The 16,929-nt window shown below is 65.2% G+C and carries 13 protein-coding genes and 1 pseudogene; 3 read left to right on the top strand and 11 right to left on the bottom strand.

Annotated elements, in window-relative coordinates; all coding sequences use genetic code 11:
* Positions 1-10: 10 nt before the first annotated feature.
* Positions 11-1,150, bottom strand: coding sequence for a sigma-54 interaction domain-containing protein (locus AC0Z42_RS05625; protein ID WP_485467250.1), 1,140 nt, complete (start codon positions 1,148-1,150; stop codon positions 11-13).
* A gap of 162 nt (positions 1,151-1,312) precedes the next feature.
* On the opposite strand from AC0Z42_RS05625, the gene AC0Z42_RS05620 reads away from it, so the two are divergent.
* The 3 genes from AC0Z42_RS05620 (at position 1,313) to AC0Z42_RS05610 (ending at position 4,112) form a co-directional block, all read left to right on the top strand.
* On the top strand, positions 1,313-1,975 hold the full coding sequence (locus AC0Z42_RS05620; RefSeq protein ID WP_485467249.1) for a LexA family transcriptional regulator: 663 nt from the start codon (positions 1,313-1,315) through the stop codon (positions 1,973-1,975).
* A gap of 179 nt (positions 1,976-2,154) precedes the next feature.
* The gene (locus tag AC0Z42_RS05615; protein ID WP_485467248.1) at positions 2,155-3,027 is read left to right on the top strand and encodes a sulfurtransferase; all 873 of its coding nucleotides are present in this window, start codon (positions 2,155-2,157) and stop codon (positions 3,025-3,027) included.
* A 26-nt stretch (positions 3,028-3,053) separates the two neighbouring features.
* Positions 3,054-4,112 (top strand): ABC transporter substrate-binding protein, encoded by a 1,059-nt coding sequence (locus AC0Z42_RS05610; protein WP_485467247.1) that lies wholly within the window; start codon positions 3,054-3,056, stop codon positions 4,110-4,112.
* 38 nt (positions 4,113-4,150) lie between these two features.
* On the opposite strand, the gene AC0Z42_RS05605 is transcribed toward AC0Z42_RS05610, so the two are convergent.
* From AC0Z42_RS05605 to AC0Z42_RS05560, 10 genes and pseudogenes are all read right to left on the bottom strand, one after another.
* Positions 4,151-4,837 (bottom strand): class II aldolase/adducin family protein, encoded by a 687-nt coding sequence (locus tag AC0Z42_RS05605; protein WP_485467246.1) that lies wholly within the window; start codon positions 4,835-4,837, stop codon positions 4,151-4,153.
* 179 nt (positions 4,838-5,016) lie between these two features.
* Positions 5,017-6,312: pseudogene (locus AC0Z42_RS05600) on the bottom strand (c-type cytochrome).
* On the bottom strand, positions 6,309-8,510 hold the full coding sequence (locus AC0Z42_RS05595) for a xanthine dehydrogenase family protein molybdopterin-binding subunit (protein WP_485467245.1): 2,202 nt from the start codon (positions 8,508-8,510) through the stop codon (positions 6,309-6,311). The pseudogene AC0Z42_RS05600 and the gene AC0Z42_RS05595 overlap by 4 nt, the downstream one beginning before the upstream one ends.
* Complete coding sequence (locus tag AC0Z42_RS05590) at positions 8,507-8,983, bottom strand: (2Fe-2S)-binding protein (protein WP_485467318.1); 477 nt, start codon at positions 8,981-8,983, stop codon at positions 8,507-8,509. The genes AC0Z42_RS05595 and AC0Z42_RS05590 overlap by 4 nt, the downstream gene beginning before the upstream one ends.
* A gap of 211 nt (positions 8,984-9,194) precedes the next feature.
* On the bottom strand, positions 9,195-11,786 hold the full coding sequence (locus AC0Z42_RS05585) for a bifunctional aconitate hydratase 2/2-methylisocitrate dehydratase (protein ID WP_485467244.1): 2,592 nt from the start codon (positions 11,784-11,786) through the stop codon (positions 9,195-9,197).
* 182 nt (positions 11,787-11,968) lie between these two features.
* Positions 11,969-12,604 (bottom strand): TetR/AcrR family transcriptional regulator, encoded by a 636-nt coding sequence (locus AC0Z42_RS05580; RefSeq protein ID WP_485467243.1) that lies wholly within the window; start codon positions 12,602-12,604, stop codon positions 11,969-11,971.
* Positions 12,605-12,685: 81 nt separating this feature from the next.
* The gene (locus AC0Z42_RS05575; RefSeq protein ID WP_485467242.1) at positions 12,686-13,615 is read right to left on the bottom strand and encodes an electron transfer flavoprotein subunit alpha/FixB family protein; all 930 of its coding nucleotides are present in this window, start codon (positions 13,613-13,615) and stop codon (positions 12,686-12,688) included.
* Positions 13,615-14,373, bottom strand: a complete 759-nt coding sequence (locus AC0Z42_RS05570; protein WP_485467241.1) for an electron transfer flavoprotein subunit beta/FixA family protein — start codon at positions 14,371-14,373, stop codon at positions 13,615-13,617. Before AC0Z42_RS05570 ends, AC0Z42_RS05575 begins: the two co-directional genes overlap by 1 nt.
* Positions 14,374-14,435: 62 nt before the next feature.
* Complete coding sequence (locus tag AC0Z42_RS05565; RefSeq protein WP_485467240.1) at positions 14,436-15,377, bottom strand: ABC transporter permease; 942 nt, start codon at positions 15,375-15,377, stop codon at positions 14,436-14,438.
* A gap of 45 nt (positions 15,378-15,422) precedes the next feature.
* Positions 15,423-16,925: a sugar ABC transporter ATP-binding protein gene (locus AC0Z42_RS05560; protein ID WP_485467239.1), complete on the bottom strand. Its 1,503-nt coding sequence runs from the start codon at positions 16,923-16,925 to the stop codon at positions 15,423-15,425.
* Positions 16,926-16,929: the final 4 nt, after the last annotated feature.

Raw genomic sequence — 16,929 nt, 5'->3', positions numbered from 1 at the left:
CGCCTTGCGCTCAGGAGGTGCAGACCTCGCCTGCTTCCTGTTCGCCGCCGGAAAAATGGTGGCGCTTGAGCAGGGTGCGCAGCACATTGCGCGAAATGCCCAGCAGGCGCGCCGTCTGCGTCTGGTTGTTGTTCGCGATCGCCAGCGCGGCGCCCGTCACGGCCGCCTCGATCTGGTCGAAGGCGGCGTCTTCGCCGGCGTCGAGCAGCGCTTCGAGGATGGTGCGCAACTGCTGCTGCAGGCCAGCTTGGGCCGGCTCTGCCACTTCCGGTACCGGTACAGGTATCGGAGTTTCCGGCTCGCGCAGCGGCAAGGGATGGACCTGCGCCAGCGCGCGCGTGGCGGCCGGCTGGCGGCCCAGGCGCAAGTCTTCGGCGCGCAGCACGCCATCGCGGCAGACGATCATCGCATAGTGAATCGTGTTTTCCAGTTCGCGGATATTGCCGGGCCAGCCGTAGTCGAGCAGCACCTGGCGCGCCGCGTTGTCGATGGTGACATCGCTGATCTTCAGGCGCTCGCCATAGTATTTGACGAAGTGCTGCGCCAGCGGCACGATATCGCCCTGACGCGCATACAGCGGCGGCAGTTCCAACGTGGCCACGCCCAGCCGGTAATACAGGTCGGCCCGGAAGCGCCCGGCCTGCACTGCGTCGTACAGGTCGATATTGGTGGCCGCGACCAGGCGCACGTCGAGCGGCGTGGTGCGGCGCGAGCCCAGGCGCACGATCTGCCGCTCCTGGATCACGCGCAGCAGCTTGACCTGCATCGACAGCGGCAAGTCGCCGATTTCGTCGAGGAACAGGGTGCCGCCATTGGCCGCCTCGAACCAGCCCTGGCGCGCCTGGGTGGCGCCGGTAAATGCCCCCGCTTCGTGGCCGAACAGCTCGGCGTCGATCAGGGTTTCGCTGAAGGCGCCGCAATTGACGGCGATAAACGGGCCGCTGCGCTTGCTGTGTGTGTGCAGATAGCGCGCCAGCAATTCCTTGCCGGTGCCGGTTTCGCCGATGATCAGGGCGGTGGCGTCGGTCGGTGCAATATGATTGGCCAGTGCCAGCAGCGCTTCCGAACGGGGATCATTGAACACCAGCGCCTTGGCTCTGATCGACAGCGCGGCGCCACTCGAGGTGGGCAGGGTCAGCAGGACACTCACGATAAGCAGCTTTCAATAAAAGTGGAAAGAAACGGCACCTTTGCGCTAAAGTGTGAAAATACTTGCTAAAGCGCGATGTCTACCTGTTACATTGTAACGATAGCATGATGAGCCCATTGAACTTAACGAAGAATTTGGCATGACCTTATGCTAAAGCGAACTATGAACGAATCCACGGCCACACTGCAGCTCGATATCATTGACGACTTCACCTTGCGCCTGAAAGCCCTGGTCGCCCGCGCCGGTTCGGTCAGCGCGCTGGCCAAAAAGGCCGGCATTTCGCATAGCGGCCTGCTGCGCTACCTGGGCGGCGGCGACCCGTCGCGCAAGGTGCTCGTCGCGCTGGCGCAGGCGGCCAATGTCGACCTGGCATGGCTGGCCATGGGCCAGGGCGAAATGACCTCCGGCATGCCCAAGCAAAGCCTGACCCTGCTGCCGCTGTACGAGGGGCAGGCGGCCAACGACCACGCGCCGCCACGGCTGGACCCGACCACCCTGACGGAACTGGCTTTCTGCCGCTTCTGGCTGCAGCGCAACGGCCTCGACGCCTCGCACCTGAAAGCGCTGATCATGCCCGGCGACTGCATGGCGCCGCATTTCCTGCCGGGCGACACCTTGCTGATCGATATCACCAGGAAGGACTTGGCCGATGGCCAGGTATTCCTGCTGGAAGACAGCGGCAACCTGCTGCTGCGTCGCATCCAGCTTGAAGTGGGCGGGCGCATCCGCCTGGTGCCCGACAATCCCGCCTATCGTTCCATCGACGTCGACCCGGCCAGCCTGGCGGTGGTGGGCGGCGTGGTGTGGAGCGCGCGGCTGGCGTAATCGGGCCGCCGCGGCGGTGATTTTTCACCGGCGGCGGTTCCATTTTCAGCAGGCCTGCCCTGCCCCACCCTGCCGCAGCTCGTGCAAAGCCGCATGAGTGCACGCTTTTCCTTCCCGTCGTCCACTGGCCCGGTCCTTGCTGTAACACCAGCACGACCATCCACCACGACAGGAAAACCATGAATGCACCCGCTGTAGTCTCCACCACCTTCCCGCTGCTGGCGCCGGCCGCCTGGCTGGCCGAACACCTGCACGATCCGGCCATTAGCGTGATCGCCATCCTCAGCCGCCAGCCGCAGGATGGCGGCCCCGGCGTGGCCATCGAAGGCGCATACGCCTTCCACTGGAAGGAACTGCTGTGGGACGAACGCCAGCGCCAGTTCGCCGGCGCCGACACCCTGCGCCGCCGCCTGCGCGCGGCCGGCGTGAACCCCGAACGGCAACTGGTGCTGTACGGCGACCATAGCCAGTTCGCTTTTTATGCGCGCTGGGTCTTGCTGCGTGCGGGGATCACCAATGTCAGCGTGCTGGACGGCGGCCTGCGCGCCTGGCTGGCCGGCGGCTTGCCCACCACCGCACTGGCCGCCGTGCACACGCCGCTGCCGCCGGCCGATGGCGACTTGCAGGCGCCGGCGCGCGCCAAGGACGATATACGCATCGGCCGCGACCAGCTGCTGCAACGGCTCGGCGACGACCATTTGCAGATCCTCGATATCCGCACGCCGGAAGAATACGCGGGCCTGCGCGTGGGGCCGGACGGCGGCAACCACGGCGCCGAACGGGGCGGCCATATCCCGGGCGCCGTGCTGCTGCCGTTTGCCGAGCTGCTCGATGAACACAGCCGTTTGCGCCCCGTCGACGAACTGCGCGCGCTGGTCGCTGCCAAGGGCATCGCCGCAGGGCGCGAGACGGCCGTGTACTGCCGCCTCAGCCACCGCTCTACCCTGGCGTTCTTTGTGCTGACCGAGCTGCTGGGTTTTTCCAACGTGCGCGTCTACGACGGCTCGTGGACGGAATGGGGCAGCCTGGTCGGTGCGCCGATCGAAGCCTGACACCCTTATCGCCCAAGGAAACCACCATGACAAACCTGAACCACAGCAGCGCATCGCTGCAAGCTTATTACACCATCTGCCCGGTGCTGGTCGCCTCGAATATCGCCGTCGAATTCGGCTGGCTCGACGAAGAATTCAAGCGCGTCGGCGCCAGCGCCACCTATCTGCGTTCGCTGGCCGGCAATGCCGGCTGGCTGCCCCATTACCGCCATTCATTGAACCCGCTGTTTCGCGATGGCGGCGCGATTCCCACCATCTGGGCCAGGGCCGACTTGACGCAGACCACCCTGATCGCCACCACGGCGACCCAGTCCGGCGGCCAGATCGTGGTGCGCGCCGATAGCGAGCTGTACCGTATTGAGGACCTGCGCGGCAAGCGCATCGGCTTGCCGCTCTCGGCCAATCCCGAGCGCATCGATTTTTCGCGCGCCGCTGCCCACTTCGGCCTGCACCAGGCGCTGAAGCTGGGCGGCTTGAACCTGGCCGAGGTGGAGATCGTCAGCATTGCGCAGGCACCCGACGCGCCGGTGCAGCCAGCGGCACGCCCCGCCGAGCTGTGGAGCCAGCTCAGGGCTGCGGGCCGCGAACATGGCGACCCGGAAGCGCAGGCCCTGCTCGATGGCCGCATCGACGCCATCCACAGCAGCCTGGCGCGCACGCGCAAGCTGGTCGACAGCGGCCAATTCAAGGTCATCGTCGACCTGTCGACCCTGCCCGACTGGACCTTGCAGATCGCCAACGGCCCCTACACCAACGCCGTCAACACCGATTTCGCAAAAGCCCATCCGGAAGTGGTGATCGCCTTTTTGCGCGCGTCGATACGGGCCGGGCGCTGGATCAACGCCCACCGCGCGGCGGCAGCCGAGATCTTCCCGAGGGTGACGTTTTTGCCGAATGCGCAGGTGGCCGCGCAGGCCATCGGCGAGCGCGACTTTATGCCGTCGCTGCCGGCGCAAAACCTGCAAGGGCTGGAGATCAAGAAAAATTTCCTGCTGGCCCAGGGTTATATCGAGCACGATTTTGAAGTGAGACAGTGGGCCGACGACAGCTATCTGCAGGAGGCGCTGCGTTCGCTGAAGGAATAAGGAGGAAAAGGCGGCGCCAGGCGCCGCCTCGTTTCACATCAAGCCGCGTAAAACTTCTTCTTGCCCGCTTGTACCGCTTCAAACGCGCCTTCCGGCAGCGGCCTGGCGCCGCCCAGCTGTTCGGCCAGGAAGGTAAAATAGGCAGCCTCTTCCAGGAATACCAGCTGTTTGGCGACGCCCAGCACACTCTCGGCCCAGGTAAACGGCCCGTGATTGGCCAGCAGGGTGGCATAGGCGTTCGGGTGCGCCTGCAAGGAAGCGATCACCGGTTCGGCCGCATAGCGCGCGCCCCAGGCGGCCAGCGGCACGTCATCGGTGCCGTTACCCAGCAAAGTGGCGTAGCGTACCGGCAGCGGGCGCCCGGCGATCGACCAGGCCGTCAGGTAGGGCGAGTGGGTGTGGATCACCGCATTCGTCTGCGGGCGCTCGCGCAGGATGGCGACATGCAGGGCCGCCACTTCTGCCAGGCTGGGCGAGAGCGTGCCGATATGGCCGTTCAGGTCAAAGTCGACCACGCCCGCCACGCCATGGCCGGCGCCATTGAAGCTGGCGATCACCAGCTTGTTCTCGCCGGGCACGCGCAGGCTCAGGTTGCCCGCTTCGGTGACGGACAGGGTCTTGCTTTTCAATAGCAGCTGATGCGCCTGCTCGAATTCCTGCTCGAACTGCTGGACGAATTTCAAGATGTCGACTTGCACTTGCTGCGCGACGGCGATATTGCTCATGATGGCTCCTGGTAGATGGAAGGACGCACAGGCCACAAAGCCCGTGCTTGACCACCTATAGGCAGGATACGTGCCAGCAAAAATCGCCGTGATCGGCGCGAAAACGGGTGAATTTGCAGCATCCTGCACGCCATGGCGAATGCTGGCTGCGCCAAATCCACCAGCATTGCCCCGCTCGCCTACAGCGCCGCCTTGCGCAAGCTGGCCGCTCGTTTTTCGACATCGGGCCAGGCGGGCCGTTTGGCGATTTCGACCCGCACATAGGCGGCAATCGCGGCGATCTGCGCGTCGTCCAGCGCGCTGGCAAACGGCGGCATGTAGCGCGAGGCCTGAGCGGCGGGCCGCCCTACTTCCAGCGGCATCCCTTGCAGCAGCACCTGGATCAGGTTATCCGGCCGTTCGCCCGCCACCGCCGTGGCCAGCGACAGCGGCGAACGCGTCGACGGCAAGCCGTCTGGCGGCGCTGCGCCATGACAGCTGGCGCAGGCGCCGGCAAACAGCAGCGCCCCCTGCTGCACTTGGCGCACTTGCCCATTGTCGGCAGCCGGCGCCGCTGTCCTGGGCGGCGCGGCAGCCTGCAAGGTCATCAGATAACGGGCCATGGCCTGCACATCTTGCTGCGGCACGCTGGCCAGGCTGTGCGTGACGGGCGCCATCGGCCCGCCGGCGGCGCCATGCTCGGGCGAGTAGCCATGGCGCAGATACAGCGCCAGCTGTTCCCGGTTCCACGGGATCGGCCTTTGCAGCAAGGTAGTCAACGCGGGTGCATCCCAGCCATCAATATTGCCGCCGCCGAAAGCCGGACTGCCCTCGCCGCCAATCAGGTTCAGGCTGCTGTGGCACTAGGCGCAGTGGCCCAGGCTGTTGACCAGGTAGCGGCCACGGTTCCATATGGCGTCCTGGCTAGCGTCTTCTGGCGCAGGACCGCTGCGCAGGTACAGCAGATTCCAGCCCGCCAGCAGCGGACGCAATCGCAACGGCAGCAGCAGGTCGTTGGCGGGCGGCCTGGCGTCGACCGCCTCGCGGCTCATCAGAAAGGCATAGGCGTCGCCGATATCCTGGTCGGTCATCTTCGTGTAATGAATATACGGGAAGGCCGGATACAGCAAGTGGCCGTCGCGCGCCACGCCATGGCGCAGCGCGCGCGCAAAAGCCGCCAGCGGCCAGTCGCCGATGCCATTGCCATTGCCGCTACCATCGGCGTCCACGTGCGGCGTGATATTGGTGGTGTACAGCGTGCCGAACGGCGTGCGCAGCGCCAGGCCGCCAGCAAACGGCGCGCCGCCCTTGGCCGTATGGCACACCATGCAGTCGCCCAGCGCAACAATGCGCGCACCACGCGCCACCGCGCCCTGGTCCAGCGCCGATGCTGCGACGGGAGTCACCGGCGCAATCGCCGGTTGCCAGGCAAACGCCAGCGCAGCGGCCACGCCCAGCACCGCTACGGCCAATGCAATTTTCAATTTTTTGTTCATGCTGTCGCTCCGGCCATCAAATCGGCGGCGCGCACCGGCGTGCTGTACAAGCGTTTGCCGGTGGCGGCGAAAATGGCATTGGCAAAGGCCGGCCCGAAGGTGGCCGTGCCAGGCTCGCCGATGCCGCCCGGCGGCTCCTCGCTGTCGACGATCTCGATCACCACCGGTGGCGCCTCTGGCATGCGCAAGGCCTGGTAGTCGTGGAAATTGCTCTGCTGGACGCGCCCGTCCTGGTGCGTGATTTCGCCGTACAGCATGGCGGTCAGGCCAAAGTTGATGCCGCCCTGGATCTGCGCGGCCACCGTGTCCGGATTAACGATACTGCCGCAGTCGACCACACACACCACGCGCTGCACGCTGACGGCACCGTCCATGCCGACCGACAGGTCGACTACCTGCGCCATGTAGGTATTCCACGCATACAGCAAGGCGATGCCGCGCCCGGTGCGCGCCGGCATGCCTGGTGGCGTTGTCTGCTTGCCGCCCCAGCCGGCCAGCTTGGCTGCGCGCGCAAGCACATGGGCCGCGCGCGGCTTGTCCTTCAGCATGGCGAGGCGATATTCCAGCGGATCGCGTTTGGCGCGGTGCGCCAGTTCATCGATAAAGCTCTCGAGCACGAACAGGTTGCGGGTGGGGCCCACGCCGCGCCAGAAACCGGTCGGCACGGGGCCGTCCTCGCGCGTGTATTCCACTTTCATGGCTGGAATCGCATAGCTGAAATTGGCCGAGCCTTCGACGGCGGCCAGGTCCAGGCCGTCGCGCAGCAGGCCAGGCGAGAACGGCGCGATATTCGACGGCCCCGCCAGTTTGTGAAACAGCGCCAGCGGCCAGCCATCCGCGCCCACCGTGGCCGACACCACGTGATGATAGTGGCCGCGGTACACATCGTGCTGCATGTCTTCCTCGCGCGTCCACGTGACTTTGACGGGCGATTTGACCTGGCGTCCGATCAGCGCGGCTTGCTCGATAAAGTCGCTGTGCAGCCGGCGCCCGAACGCGCCACCGAGCAGATAGCCGTTCAGCGTGACCTGCTCGGGTGCGATGCCCAGCCGCCTGGCGACCGCATCGCGGGCGCGCGCCGGGATTTGCGTGCCGACCCACAGCTCGGCGCGCTCAAGCTGCACGTGCACGGTGCAATTGATCGGCTCCATCGGCGCATGCGCCAGCATCGGATTGGTATAGGTGGACGTGTGCCGCTGCGAGGCCGGTGCCGCCGCCAGAGCGGCGGCTGCATCGCCGTCATTGCGCGCCACCTTGCCCGGCCCTGCGGCCGCCTGCGCCATGATGGCGGCGATGCCGGCGCTCGTCAGGCCCGCATTTGGACCATTATCCCAGGTGATGTCGAGCGCCGCCACGCCCTGGCGCGCATGCCAGGTATTGTCGGCGATCACGGCCACCGCATCAGGCAAGCGCACCACGTCGCGCACGCCGGGCAAGGCGCGCGCGCGCCGCTCATCGACGGCTTTCAGCGTGCCGCCAGCCACCGGGCAGGCCGCCACCGAGGCGAACACCATTCCCGGCAGCACCACGTCGATGCCGAACTGCGCGCTGCCGTCGATCTTGCCGCGCGTATCGAGCCGCTTTTGCGGCGTGCCGAGCAGCTTGAAGTCGCGCCGCGCTTTCAGCGGCACCGGCGCTGTTGGCAGTGGCAGCCTGGCCGCCGCTTCAATCAGCGCGCCGTAGCCGATCTGCCGTTGCGAAGCCGCGTGATGCACCACGCCGTGCGCCGCATGGCAGCTCTCTGGTGAAACATTCCAGCTCTGCGCCGCCGCAGCGACCAGCACCGTGCGCGCGGCGGCGCCGGCCTGGCGCAGCGGCAGCCATAGTGTCTGGATGCTCAAGGAGCCGCCGGTAAACTGATCGTGGCGTGCGCCGCCGTACAGGGCCACGTCGGGCGGCGCGTGGCGCAGACGCACTTGCTCCAGACCGATTTCGAGTTCCTCGGCAAGCAGCATCGGCAGCGAAGTATAGGTACCCTGCCCCATCTCGATCTTCGGCATGGTCAGCGTCACGTTGCCATCGGGATGGATGGAAATAAAGGCATTCGGGTCGAACTGCTTCGCCGCAGCGTTGGCGCCCGCCGCAAACGCCTGCTCGCCGGCGCCCGGCAGCAATCCCAGCACCCAGGCGCCGCCGACCAGGCCCGCGCTTTTCAGGAGCAGGCGGCGCGATGATGAAGGCTGAACGCCGGCGCTCATGACTTTTTCCCTTGCAGCGCAGGCGAGGCGGCCGCCTGGTGGATCGCCAGCCGGATGCGCTGGTAGGTGCCGCAACGGCAGATATTGCCGCTCATGGCGGCGTCGATATCGGCGTCCGATGGCGCACGGTTTTTCGCCAGCAGCGCCGAAGCGGACATGATCTGTCCCGACTGGCAATAGCCGCATTGCACCACTTCCGCCGCCAGCCACGCCGCCTGCACGGCGCGCCCGCTGGGGGTCGCGCCCACGCCCTCGATGGTGGTGATCTTGCGCCCCACGGCCGCCTGCACCGGCAGCACGCACGAGCGCGCGGCGACGCCGTCGACATGCACGGTGCAGGCGCCGCACAGCGCCATGCCGCAACCGAATTTGGTGCCGGTCATGTGCGCCGCATCGCGCAGCACCCACAACAGCGGCATCTCGGGAGTCACGTCAAAACTGCGTACGCTGCCATTGATCTCTAGTGTCACCATCATCTTTCCCCGGTAAGAATGCCGGCGTGGCATCTTGCCGCGTCCAGGCTACCGGTACAGCATGACAGTGACAATCAGGCAAGCACACTGCCAAAAGGCAGGGCGCCCGCTTTCAGCGAGGTGCTGTTGCCGCAGGAAGCGCGGCAAAAGCGCACAAAAAAACCCCGGCAAGCCGTTGCCAGCTTGCCGGGGTCGCATCAGTCACACAGGCTTACGCCGGGACTTGCACCTTGTCTGCCACCGAACGGAATTCTTCGATCTTGTCGAAGTTCATGTAGCGGTAGATCTCGTCGGCATTGTCGGCAATCACGCCGATATGCGACATGTATTCCGCGCGGGTCGGAATGCGGCCCAGCAAGGAACACACGGCGGCCAGTTCGGCCGAGCCGAGGTAGACATTGGTCTCGATGCCGAGGCGGTTCGGGAAGTTACGGGTCGAAGTCGACATCACCGTGGCGCCCTTGCGGATCTGCGCCTGGTTACCCATGCACAGCGAGCAGCCCGGCATTTCCATGCGCGCACCGGTGCGGCCCAGGCTGCCGTAATGACCTTCGGCCGTCAGCACCTGCTGGTCCATCTTGGTCGGTGGCGCGATCCACAGGCGCACCGGAATGTCGGTCTTGTTTTCCAACACCTTGGAAGCGGCGCGGAAGTGGCCGATATTGGTCATGCACGAACCGACAAACACGTCATCGATCTTGGCGCCAGCCACTTCGGCCAGCGTTTTCACGTCGTCCGGGTCGTTCGGGCAGGCCACGATAGGCTCGTGGATGTCGGCCAGGTCGATCTCGATCACGGCGGCGTATTCCGCATCGGCGTCCGGCGCCAGCAGCTCGGGATTGGCCAGCCAGGCTTCCATCGCACGGATGCGGCGTTCCAGCGTGCGCTGGTCGAGGTAGCCGTTGGCGATCATCCACTTCATCAGGGTGATGTTCGAAGTCATGTACTCGATGATCGGCGCTTTGTCCAGGTGCACGGTGCAACCGGCGGCCGAGCGTTCTGCCGACGCGTCGGACAGTTCGAACGCCTGCTCGACCTTCAGGTCAGGCAAGCCTTCGATTTCCAGGATGCGGCCGGAGAAGATGTTCTTCTTGCCCTTTTTGTCGACCGTCAGCATGCCCTGGCGGATCGCGTACAGCGGAATCGCGTTGACCAAGTCGCGCAGGGTCACGCCAGGCTGCATTTCGCCCTTGAAGCGCACCAGTACCGATTCAGGCATATCGAGCGGCATCACGCCGGTGGCGGCGGCAAACGCCACCAGGCCGGAACCGGCCGGGAAAGAAATGCCGATCGGGAAACGGGTGTGCGAGTCGCCACCGGTGCCGACGGTGTCGGGCATCAGCAGGCGGTTCAGCCACGAGTGGATCACGCCGTCGCCCGGACGCAGGGCCACGCCGCCACGGTTTTCAATAAAGGTCGGCAGTTCGCGGTGCATCTTGACGTCCACCACTTTCGGGTAGGCGGCGGTGTGGCAGAACGACTGCATCACCAGGTCGGCCGAGAAGCCCAGGCAGGCCAGGTCTTTCAGTTCGTCGCGGGTCATCGGGCCGGTGGTGTCTTGCGAGCCGACGGTGGTCATCTTCGGTTCGCAGTAGGTGCCCGGACGGATGCCGGTGCCTTCCGGCAGGCCGCAGGCGCGGCCGACCATTTTTTGCGCCAGCGAGTAACCACGGCCGCTGTCAACCGGGTTTTGCGGCAGGCGGAACAGCGTCGACGTGGCCAGGCCCAGCGATTCGCGCGCCTTGGCGGTCAGGCCGCGGCCGATGATCAGTGGAATGCGGCCGCCGGCGCGCACTTCGTCAAACAGCACCTCGGACTTGACGGTAAATTCAGAGATGACCTGGCCGTTTTTCAGTGCCTTGCCTTCGTATGGACGCAGTTCGACCACATCGCCCATTTCCATTTGCGTCACATCGAGTTCGATCGGCAGTGCGCCAGCGTCTTCCATGGTGTTGTAGAAGATCGGGGCAATCTTGGTGCCCAGGCATACGCCGCCGAAACGTTTGTTTGGAATGAAGGGAATATCTTCGCCGGTAAACCACAGCACCGAGTTGGTGGCCGATTTGCGCGAGGAACCGGTGCCGACCACGTCGCCCACGTAGGCGACCAGGTGGCCCTTGGCTTTCAGTGCTTCGAGCTGCTTCAGCGGGCCGATCTTGCCCGGCTCTTCCGGGTTGATGCCGGGACGCGGGTTCTTCAGCATGGCCAGCGCGTGCAGCGGAATATCCGGACGCGTGGTGGCGTCGGGCGCCGGCGACAGGTCGTCGGTATTGGTTTCGCCGGTCACCTTGAAAACAGTGATGGTCAGGCTTTGCGGTACTTCCGGACGCGAGGTGAACCACTCGGCATCGGCCCACGACTGCACCACTTCCGTGGCGCGCGCGCTGCCCTTGTCGGCCAGTTCCTTGACGTCGTGGAAGTAGTCGAACATCAGCAGGGTTTTCTTCAGGCCTTCGGCCGCCACCGCGCCGACCACCGGGTCGTCGAGCAGGTCGATCATCGGCTTGATGTTGAAGCCGCCCAGCATGGTGCCCAAGAGGCGCGTGGCCAGCTCGCGCGAAATCAGCGGCGACGTTTCCGTGCCCTTGGCAACGCTGGCCAGGAAAGCACATTTGATCTTGGCGGCATCATCCACGCCAGCCGGCACGCGGTGGGTGACCAGGTCGACCAGGAACTGTTCTTCGCCAGCAGGCGGGTTCAACAGAAGTTCGACCAGTTCCGTGGTCTGGGCCGCCGACAGCGGCAGCGGAGGAATACCAAGGGTGGCGCGTTCGGCGACGTGATTGCGATAAGCAGCTAGCATAAAATACTCTCGGTCAAGGTTGATTGCAGGGGCGTCGGCCGCCTGGCCGACTATCTCGACCGTTATTGTACCTCAACCAGTCTTATATAAGACATATAATAGGAGAACAAAAAACACTCATGACTATCGCGCCACACCTGAGGCTTCAAAGGCAGGGTCAGGTGACCCGGCCTTGATACCCATTATGCCGACAGCAGGCGCTGTACGGTGTCGATATTGAACTGCAGGCGAGCCTTCAACGCTGGGGCATCGGTGAAGTTGAAGCCGAACAGGTGCGCGCCGGTGTACTGGTTGGTGAGGTAGTAGTAGGAAATGGCGGCCAGCGTGATGCACAGCTGCACCGGGTCGACGCCGGCGCGGAAAATCTTCAGCGCCACGCCACGGTCGAGGATGCGGGTCACCAGGGCAACATAGCTGTCCTGCATTTCACGCAGGCCGCTCTTGCCGTCCAGGTGGCGGCCCTTGTGCAGGTTGGCGCTGTTGACCAGGGTGATGAATTCCGGGTTTTCAATGTAGTAGTTCCAGGTGAACTCCACCAGCTTGCTCATTGCCTCCATCGGCGGCAGCGCTTCGAGGTTCAGCGCCATTTCGCGCGTACGGATTTTTTCGTATTCGGCGGCGATCACTTCGGCAAACAGGTCATCCTTGCCGCCGAAATAATGGTAGATCATGCGCTTGTTCGACCCTGAGCGCTCGGCGATATCGTCCACACGCGCGCCACCGAGCCCGGAGGCGGCAAACTCGGCGCGCGCCGCCTGCAGGATGCTGTCGCGCGTCGCGTCGGCGTTACGCGCCCGGAATACCATTTTTGTTCCCATGATTGCTCTGTTCCTTGGCTGATTGTCCAGCATCTTCTTGCCCTGCATTATAGCCGCCCGGGGTGGCAAAATGGCGCGCAGCTAGAGCGCTGCGCTCAGCTCCGGCACGGCCGCGAACAGGTCGGCCACCAGGCCGTAATCGGCCGCCTGGAAGATCGGCGCATCGGCATCGCTGTTGATGGCGACGATCACCTTCGCGTCCTTCATGCCGGCCAGGTGCTGGATCGCGCCGGAAATCCCCACCGCGATATACACCTGCGGCGCCACCACCCTGCCGGTCTGGCCGATCTGGTAGTCGTTCGGCACATAGCCGGCGTCGACGGCCGCGCGCGACGCGCCCAGGGCGGCGCCCAGCTTGTCGGCCAGCGGTTCCAGCAGGCGCGCATAATTCTCGCCGCTGCCCAGGCCGCGTCCGCCCGACACGATAATCTTCGCCGCGACCAGGTCGGGCCGCGCCGAGCTGGCCAGCGCGCGCGACACCAGGCGCGACAAGCCCGTATCCAAGGCCGGCGCCAGCGCCTCGATCACGGCACTGCCACCGCTGGCAACCGGATCGAACGCGGTGATGCGCACGGTCGCCACCTTGACCGAATCAAGGCTGGTGACGATGGCCAGCACGTTGCCCGCATAGATGGGCCGCACGAAGGTGTCGGGCGAGATGACGGCGCTGATCTCGGAAATCTGCGCCACGCCCAGCAGGGCGGCCACGCGCGGCAGTGCATTCTTGCCAAAAGTGCTGGCCGGCGCCAGGATATGGCTGTAAGGAGCTGCGTGGGCCACCACCAGCGCGGCCAGGTTTTCCGCCGTCTGCGCCGCATAATGGGGCGCGTCGCACAGCAGCACTTTGGTCACGCCCTGCAATTGCGCTGCCTGGGCGGCCGCTGCCGCGCAATCGGCGCCGGCCACCAGCAGGTGCACCTCGCCGCCCAGTTGCAGCGCGGCGCCGAGCGTATTGAAGGTGGCGCCATGCAGGCTGTGGTGGTCGTGTTCTGCAATAACAAGGGTGGTCATCAGATTGCCTTCGCTTCCAGTTTCAGTTTCAAGATCAGTTCATTCACATTGGCGACCGTCACGCCGGCGGCGCGCGGCGCCGGTTCGCTCACGCGCACGGTGCTGTAGCGCGGGGCGATGGCGGCGGCATCGACGCCCAGTTCGGCCGGCGTCACGGTAGCCAGCGGCTTTTTCTTCGCTTTCATGATGTTCGGCAGGGTCACGTAGCGCGGCTCGTTCAGGCGCAGGTCGGCGCTGATCACGGCCGGCAGGCCCACTTGCAGCGTTTCCAGGCCGCCGTCCACTTCGCGCGTGACGATAGCCTCGCCATCGGCCAGGGTGATGGCCGAGGCAAACGTCGCCTGCGGCCAGCCGGCCAGCGCGGCCAGCATCTGCCCCACCTGGTTGGCGTCGTCGTCCACCGCCTGCTTGCCGCACAAGACCAGCTGCGGCGCCTCCTGATCGCACACGGCTTTGAGCAGCCTGGCCACGGCCAACGGCTGCAGCTCGGCGTCACTGTGGACCAGGATGGCGCGGTCGGCGCCGATCGCCAGCGCATTGCGCAGCACATCCTGGCAGGCCGCCACGCCGCAGGACACCACCAAGATTTCCGTCGCCACGCCCGCTTCCTTCAGGCGCACCGCCTGTTCCACGGCGATTTCATCGAAGGGGTTCATGCTCATCTTGACATTGGCCAGCTCCACGCCGCTGCCGTCCGCCTTGACTCTTGCCTTGACGTTGTAGTCCAACACCCGCTTGACGGGCACGAGAATTTTCATGCTTGCTCCTTGCTTCATTAATCAATTAAAGTGAGTCAGATCCGATGCCAGGCCCTGCCCGGTCACTTGACCATATGCAGCTTGCTGCGGTCGATGGTCAGCGCGATGGCGACAATCAGCATCAGACCGAACACGAACTGCTGCGACTGCGCCGGCACTTCCAGGTAGACCATGCCGGTGCGGATCACCGCCACGATCAGGGTGCCGACAAAGGTGTTCAGGACGCCGCCGACGCCACCCGACAGCGAGGTGCCGCCCACCAGCACGGCGACGATCGCCGGCAGCAGAAAGCCTTCCGCCACGTTCGGCCCGCCGCCGGCCAGGCGGGCAGCGAAGATCAGGCCGGCGGCCGCCGCCAGCGCGCCGGACATGGCATAGGCGGCGATCTTGTAGCGGTCGACGCGGATGCCCGACGCCAGTGCCGCCAGTTCGCCGCAGCCGATCGCCTTCAATACACGGCCAAAGGTGGTGCGCCGCTCCAGGAACAGCAGCACCGCCAGCAGCGCCAGCGCAATCAGGACCTCGTGCGGAATCGCCAGGGTGGCGCCATAGATCCAGCCATAACCCTGCGCACGCAGCCCGGCGTCCATCGACACCGACTGCTGCTTCGAGACATACGCGCCCAGCGACAGCGCGATGCCGCCCAGCGCCAGGGTGGCGATAAAGGACGGCACTTTGAGCTTGGTCGAGGCGACGCCGGAAGCGCCGCCCAGCAGCGCGCCGGCCAGCAGCACCAGCAGGGAGGTCCACGGGCCGCCCAGCGGCAGCGCGACGGTGGCCAGCACGGTGGCCATATTGGCCAGCGATTGCGACGACAGGTCGATGCCGCCGATATAGATCACCAGCGTGATCCCCAGCGCCATCACGAACAGGGCGGCGACGTCGGAGGCCATCTGCAGCAGGTTGGCCGGCTGCAGGAACTCGGGGTGGGCCAGGCTGACCAGCAGCGCCAGCACCACCAGCGTCAGCCACGGAAAGTGGGCGCGCAGTTTTTCTATCTTCATCTTGGTCTCGCAGTTTCAGGTAATAAGGTGGTGATCAGGCCAGGCTCAGGTCATGTGGTGGACCAGGTCGAACGGCGTCGGTTTGCTGCCCGGCACGCAGTCGAAACGGTGGCGGATGCGCTGGTCCTTGAGCACCACGATGGTGTGCGACAGGCCGATCGCCTCTTCCAGCGTGTCGGCCATCAGCAGCACGCCGCAGCCGTCGGCGCACATTTCGCGTATCACCTCGTAGATGCCCTCCTTGGCGCCGATGTCGACGCCGCGCGTGGGGTGGTCGAGCAAAATGATGTCCGAGCCGCCGCTGCGCCATTTGGCGATCACCACCTTCTGCTGGTTGCCGCCGGAAAGCTTGCCCGCATTGGCGTGCACCGACGGCGCCTTGATCGCCAGGCGCGCCATCCACTGCGCGGCGGTGGTCTTTTCGGCCGCCATGCGCAGCACGCCCGCCCGGCTGTAATTGCCCAGCTGCGACAGGGTCATGTTTTCGCATACCGACATGCCGTCGACGATGCCCTCGATCTTGCGTTCGCGCGGGATATAACCCATGCCGCCGGCCACCGCCCTGGCCGCGCTCTGGCCCTTGACCGCTTGCCCCTTGAGCCGCAGGCTGCCGGAGGTCGGCTGTTCCAGGCCGAACAGGGTGCGCAGGATGGCTTCGCCGCCGCTGCCCTCCACGCCCACCAGGCTGAGCACCTCGCCGCGGTGCAAACGCAGGCTGATGTCCTGGTAGTGGCCCTTGCGGCTCAAGGCGTCCAGCTCGACCAGCACTTCGGCGCCATGCGGCAGCTGCTTGTCCTCGCGGTAGTATTCGACGCTGATCTCGCGCCCCACCATCTGCTGCTGGATCTGTTCGACCTGCGCCTGCGCGCTGTCGACCACGCTGACCACCTCGCCGTCCTTCATCACGTAGATGCGGTCCGAAATCTCGATCACCTCGTCGAGCCGGTGCGACACGAAGATAAACGCGGCGCGCGAGCGCAGCTCGCGGATCAGCTTGAACAGCAGCTGGGTTTCCTCTTTCGACAGCACCGAAGTCGGTTCGTCGAGCAGGATCACCAGCTGGCCGTCGACCCGCTCTTCCAGGGTCAGCACCTTGGCCAGTTCCACCATCTGGCGCTGGGCGAACGACAGCCGCGCCGTGATGGTCTTCGGGTCGATAGCGAGGTGCACCTTGTTCAGCTGCAGGCGGGCGGCGGCCGCCATCTTCTTCCAGTTGATCACGCCGAAGGACGAGAACTGCTGTTCGAAGCCGAGGAAGATATTTTCCATCACGCTCAGGTTGGGCAGCAGCGACTGTTCCTGGAACACCATGCCGATGCCAGCCTGCATCGCGGCGCGGGGGCTGGCGAAGCGGGTCGGCTTGCCGTCGATCAGGATCTCGCCGCCATCGTGCTGGTAGCTGCCGTACAGCACCTTCATCAAGGTCGACTTGCCGGCGCCGTTCTCGCCGACCAGGCCGATGATCTCGCCATTGCCGACCTTGAAATCGACACCCTTCAGGGCGCGCACATTGGGGAAGTTCTTTTCTACTTTGCGAAATTCGAGCATGGCG

Source organism: Janthinobacterium sp. 1L-D-8-B-C4 (assembly GCF_057291295.1).
This window is presented reverse-complemented; position numbering and strand designations above follow the sequence as displayed.

Coding starts and splice junctions, on each gene's coding strand:
- AC0Z42_RS05620 (WP_485467249.1), top strand. CDS start 1,313: ATGAACGAATCCACGGCCACACTGCAGCTCGATATCATTGACGACTTC.
- AC0Z42_RS05615 (WP_485467248.1), top strand. CDS start 2,155: ATGAATGCACCCGCTGTAGTCTCCACCACCTTCCCGCTGCTGGCGCCG.
- AC0Z42_RS05610 (WP_485467247.1), top strand. CDS start 3,054: ATGACAAACCTGAACCACAGCAGCGCATCGCTGCAAGCTTATTACACC.
- AC0Z42_RS05605 (WP_485467246.1), bottom strand. CDS start 4,837: ATGAGCAATATCGCCGTCGCGCAGCAAGTGCAAGTCGACATCTTGAAA.
- AC0Z42_RS05595 (WP_485467245.1), bottom strand. CDS start 8,510: ATGAGCGCCGGCGTTCAGCCTTCATCATCGCGCCGCCTGCTCCTGAAA.
- AC0Z42_RS05590 (WP_485467318.1), bottom strand. CDS start 8,983: ATGGTGACACTAGAGATCAATGGCAGCGTACGCAGTTTTGACGTGACT.
- AC0Z42_RS05585 (WP_485467244.1), bottom strand. CDS start 11,786: ATGCTAGCTGCTTATCGCAATCACGTCGCCGAACGCGCCACCCTTGGT.
- AC0Z42_RS05580 (WP_485467243.1), bottom strand. CDS start 12,604: ATGGGAACAAAAATGGTATTCCGGGCGCGTAACGCCGACGCGACGCGC.
- AC0Z42_RS05575 (WP_485467242.1), bottom strand. CDS start 13,615: ATGACCACCCTTGTTATTGCAGAACACGACCACCACAGCCTGCATGGC.
- AC0Z42_RS05570 (WP_485467241.1), bottom strand. CDS start 14,373: ATGAAAATTCTCGTGCCCGTCAAGCGGGTGTTGGACTACAACGTCAAG.
- AC0Z42_RS05565 (WP_485467240.1), bottom strand. CDS start 15,377: ATGAAGATAGAAAAACTGCGCGCCCACTTTCCGTGGCTGACGCTGGTG.
- AC0Z42_RS05560 (WP_485467239.1), bottom strand. CDS start 16,925: ATGCTCGAATTTCGCAAAGTAGAAAAGAACTTCCCCAATGTGCGCGCC.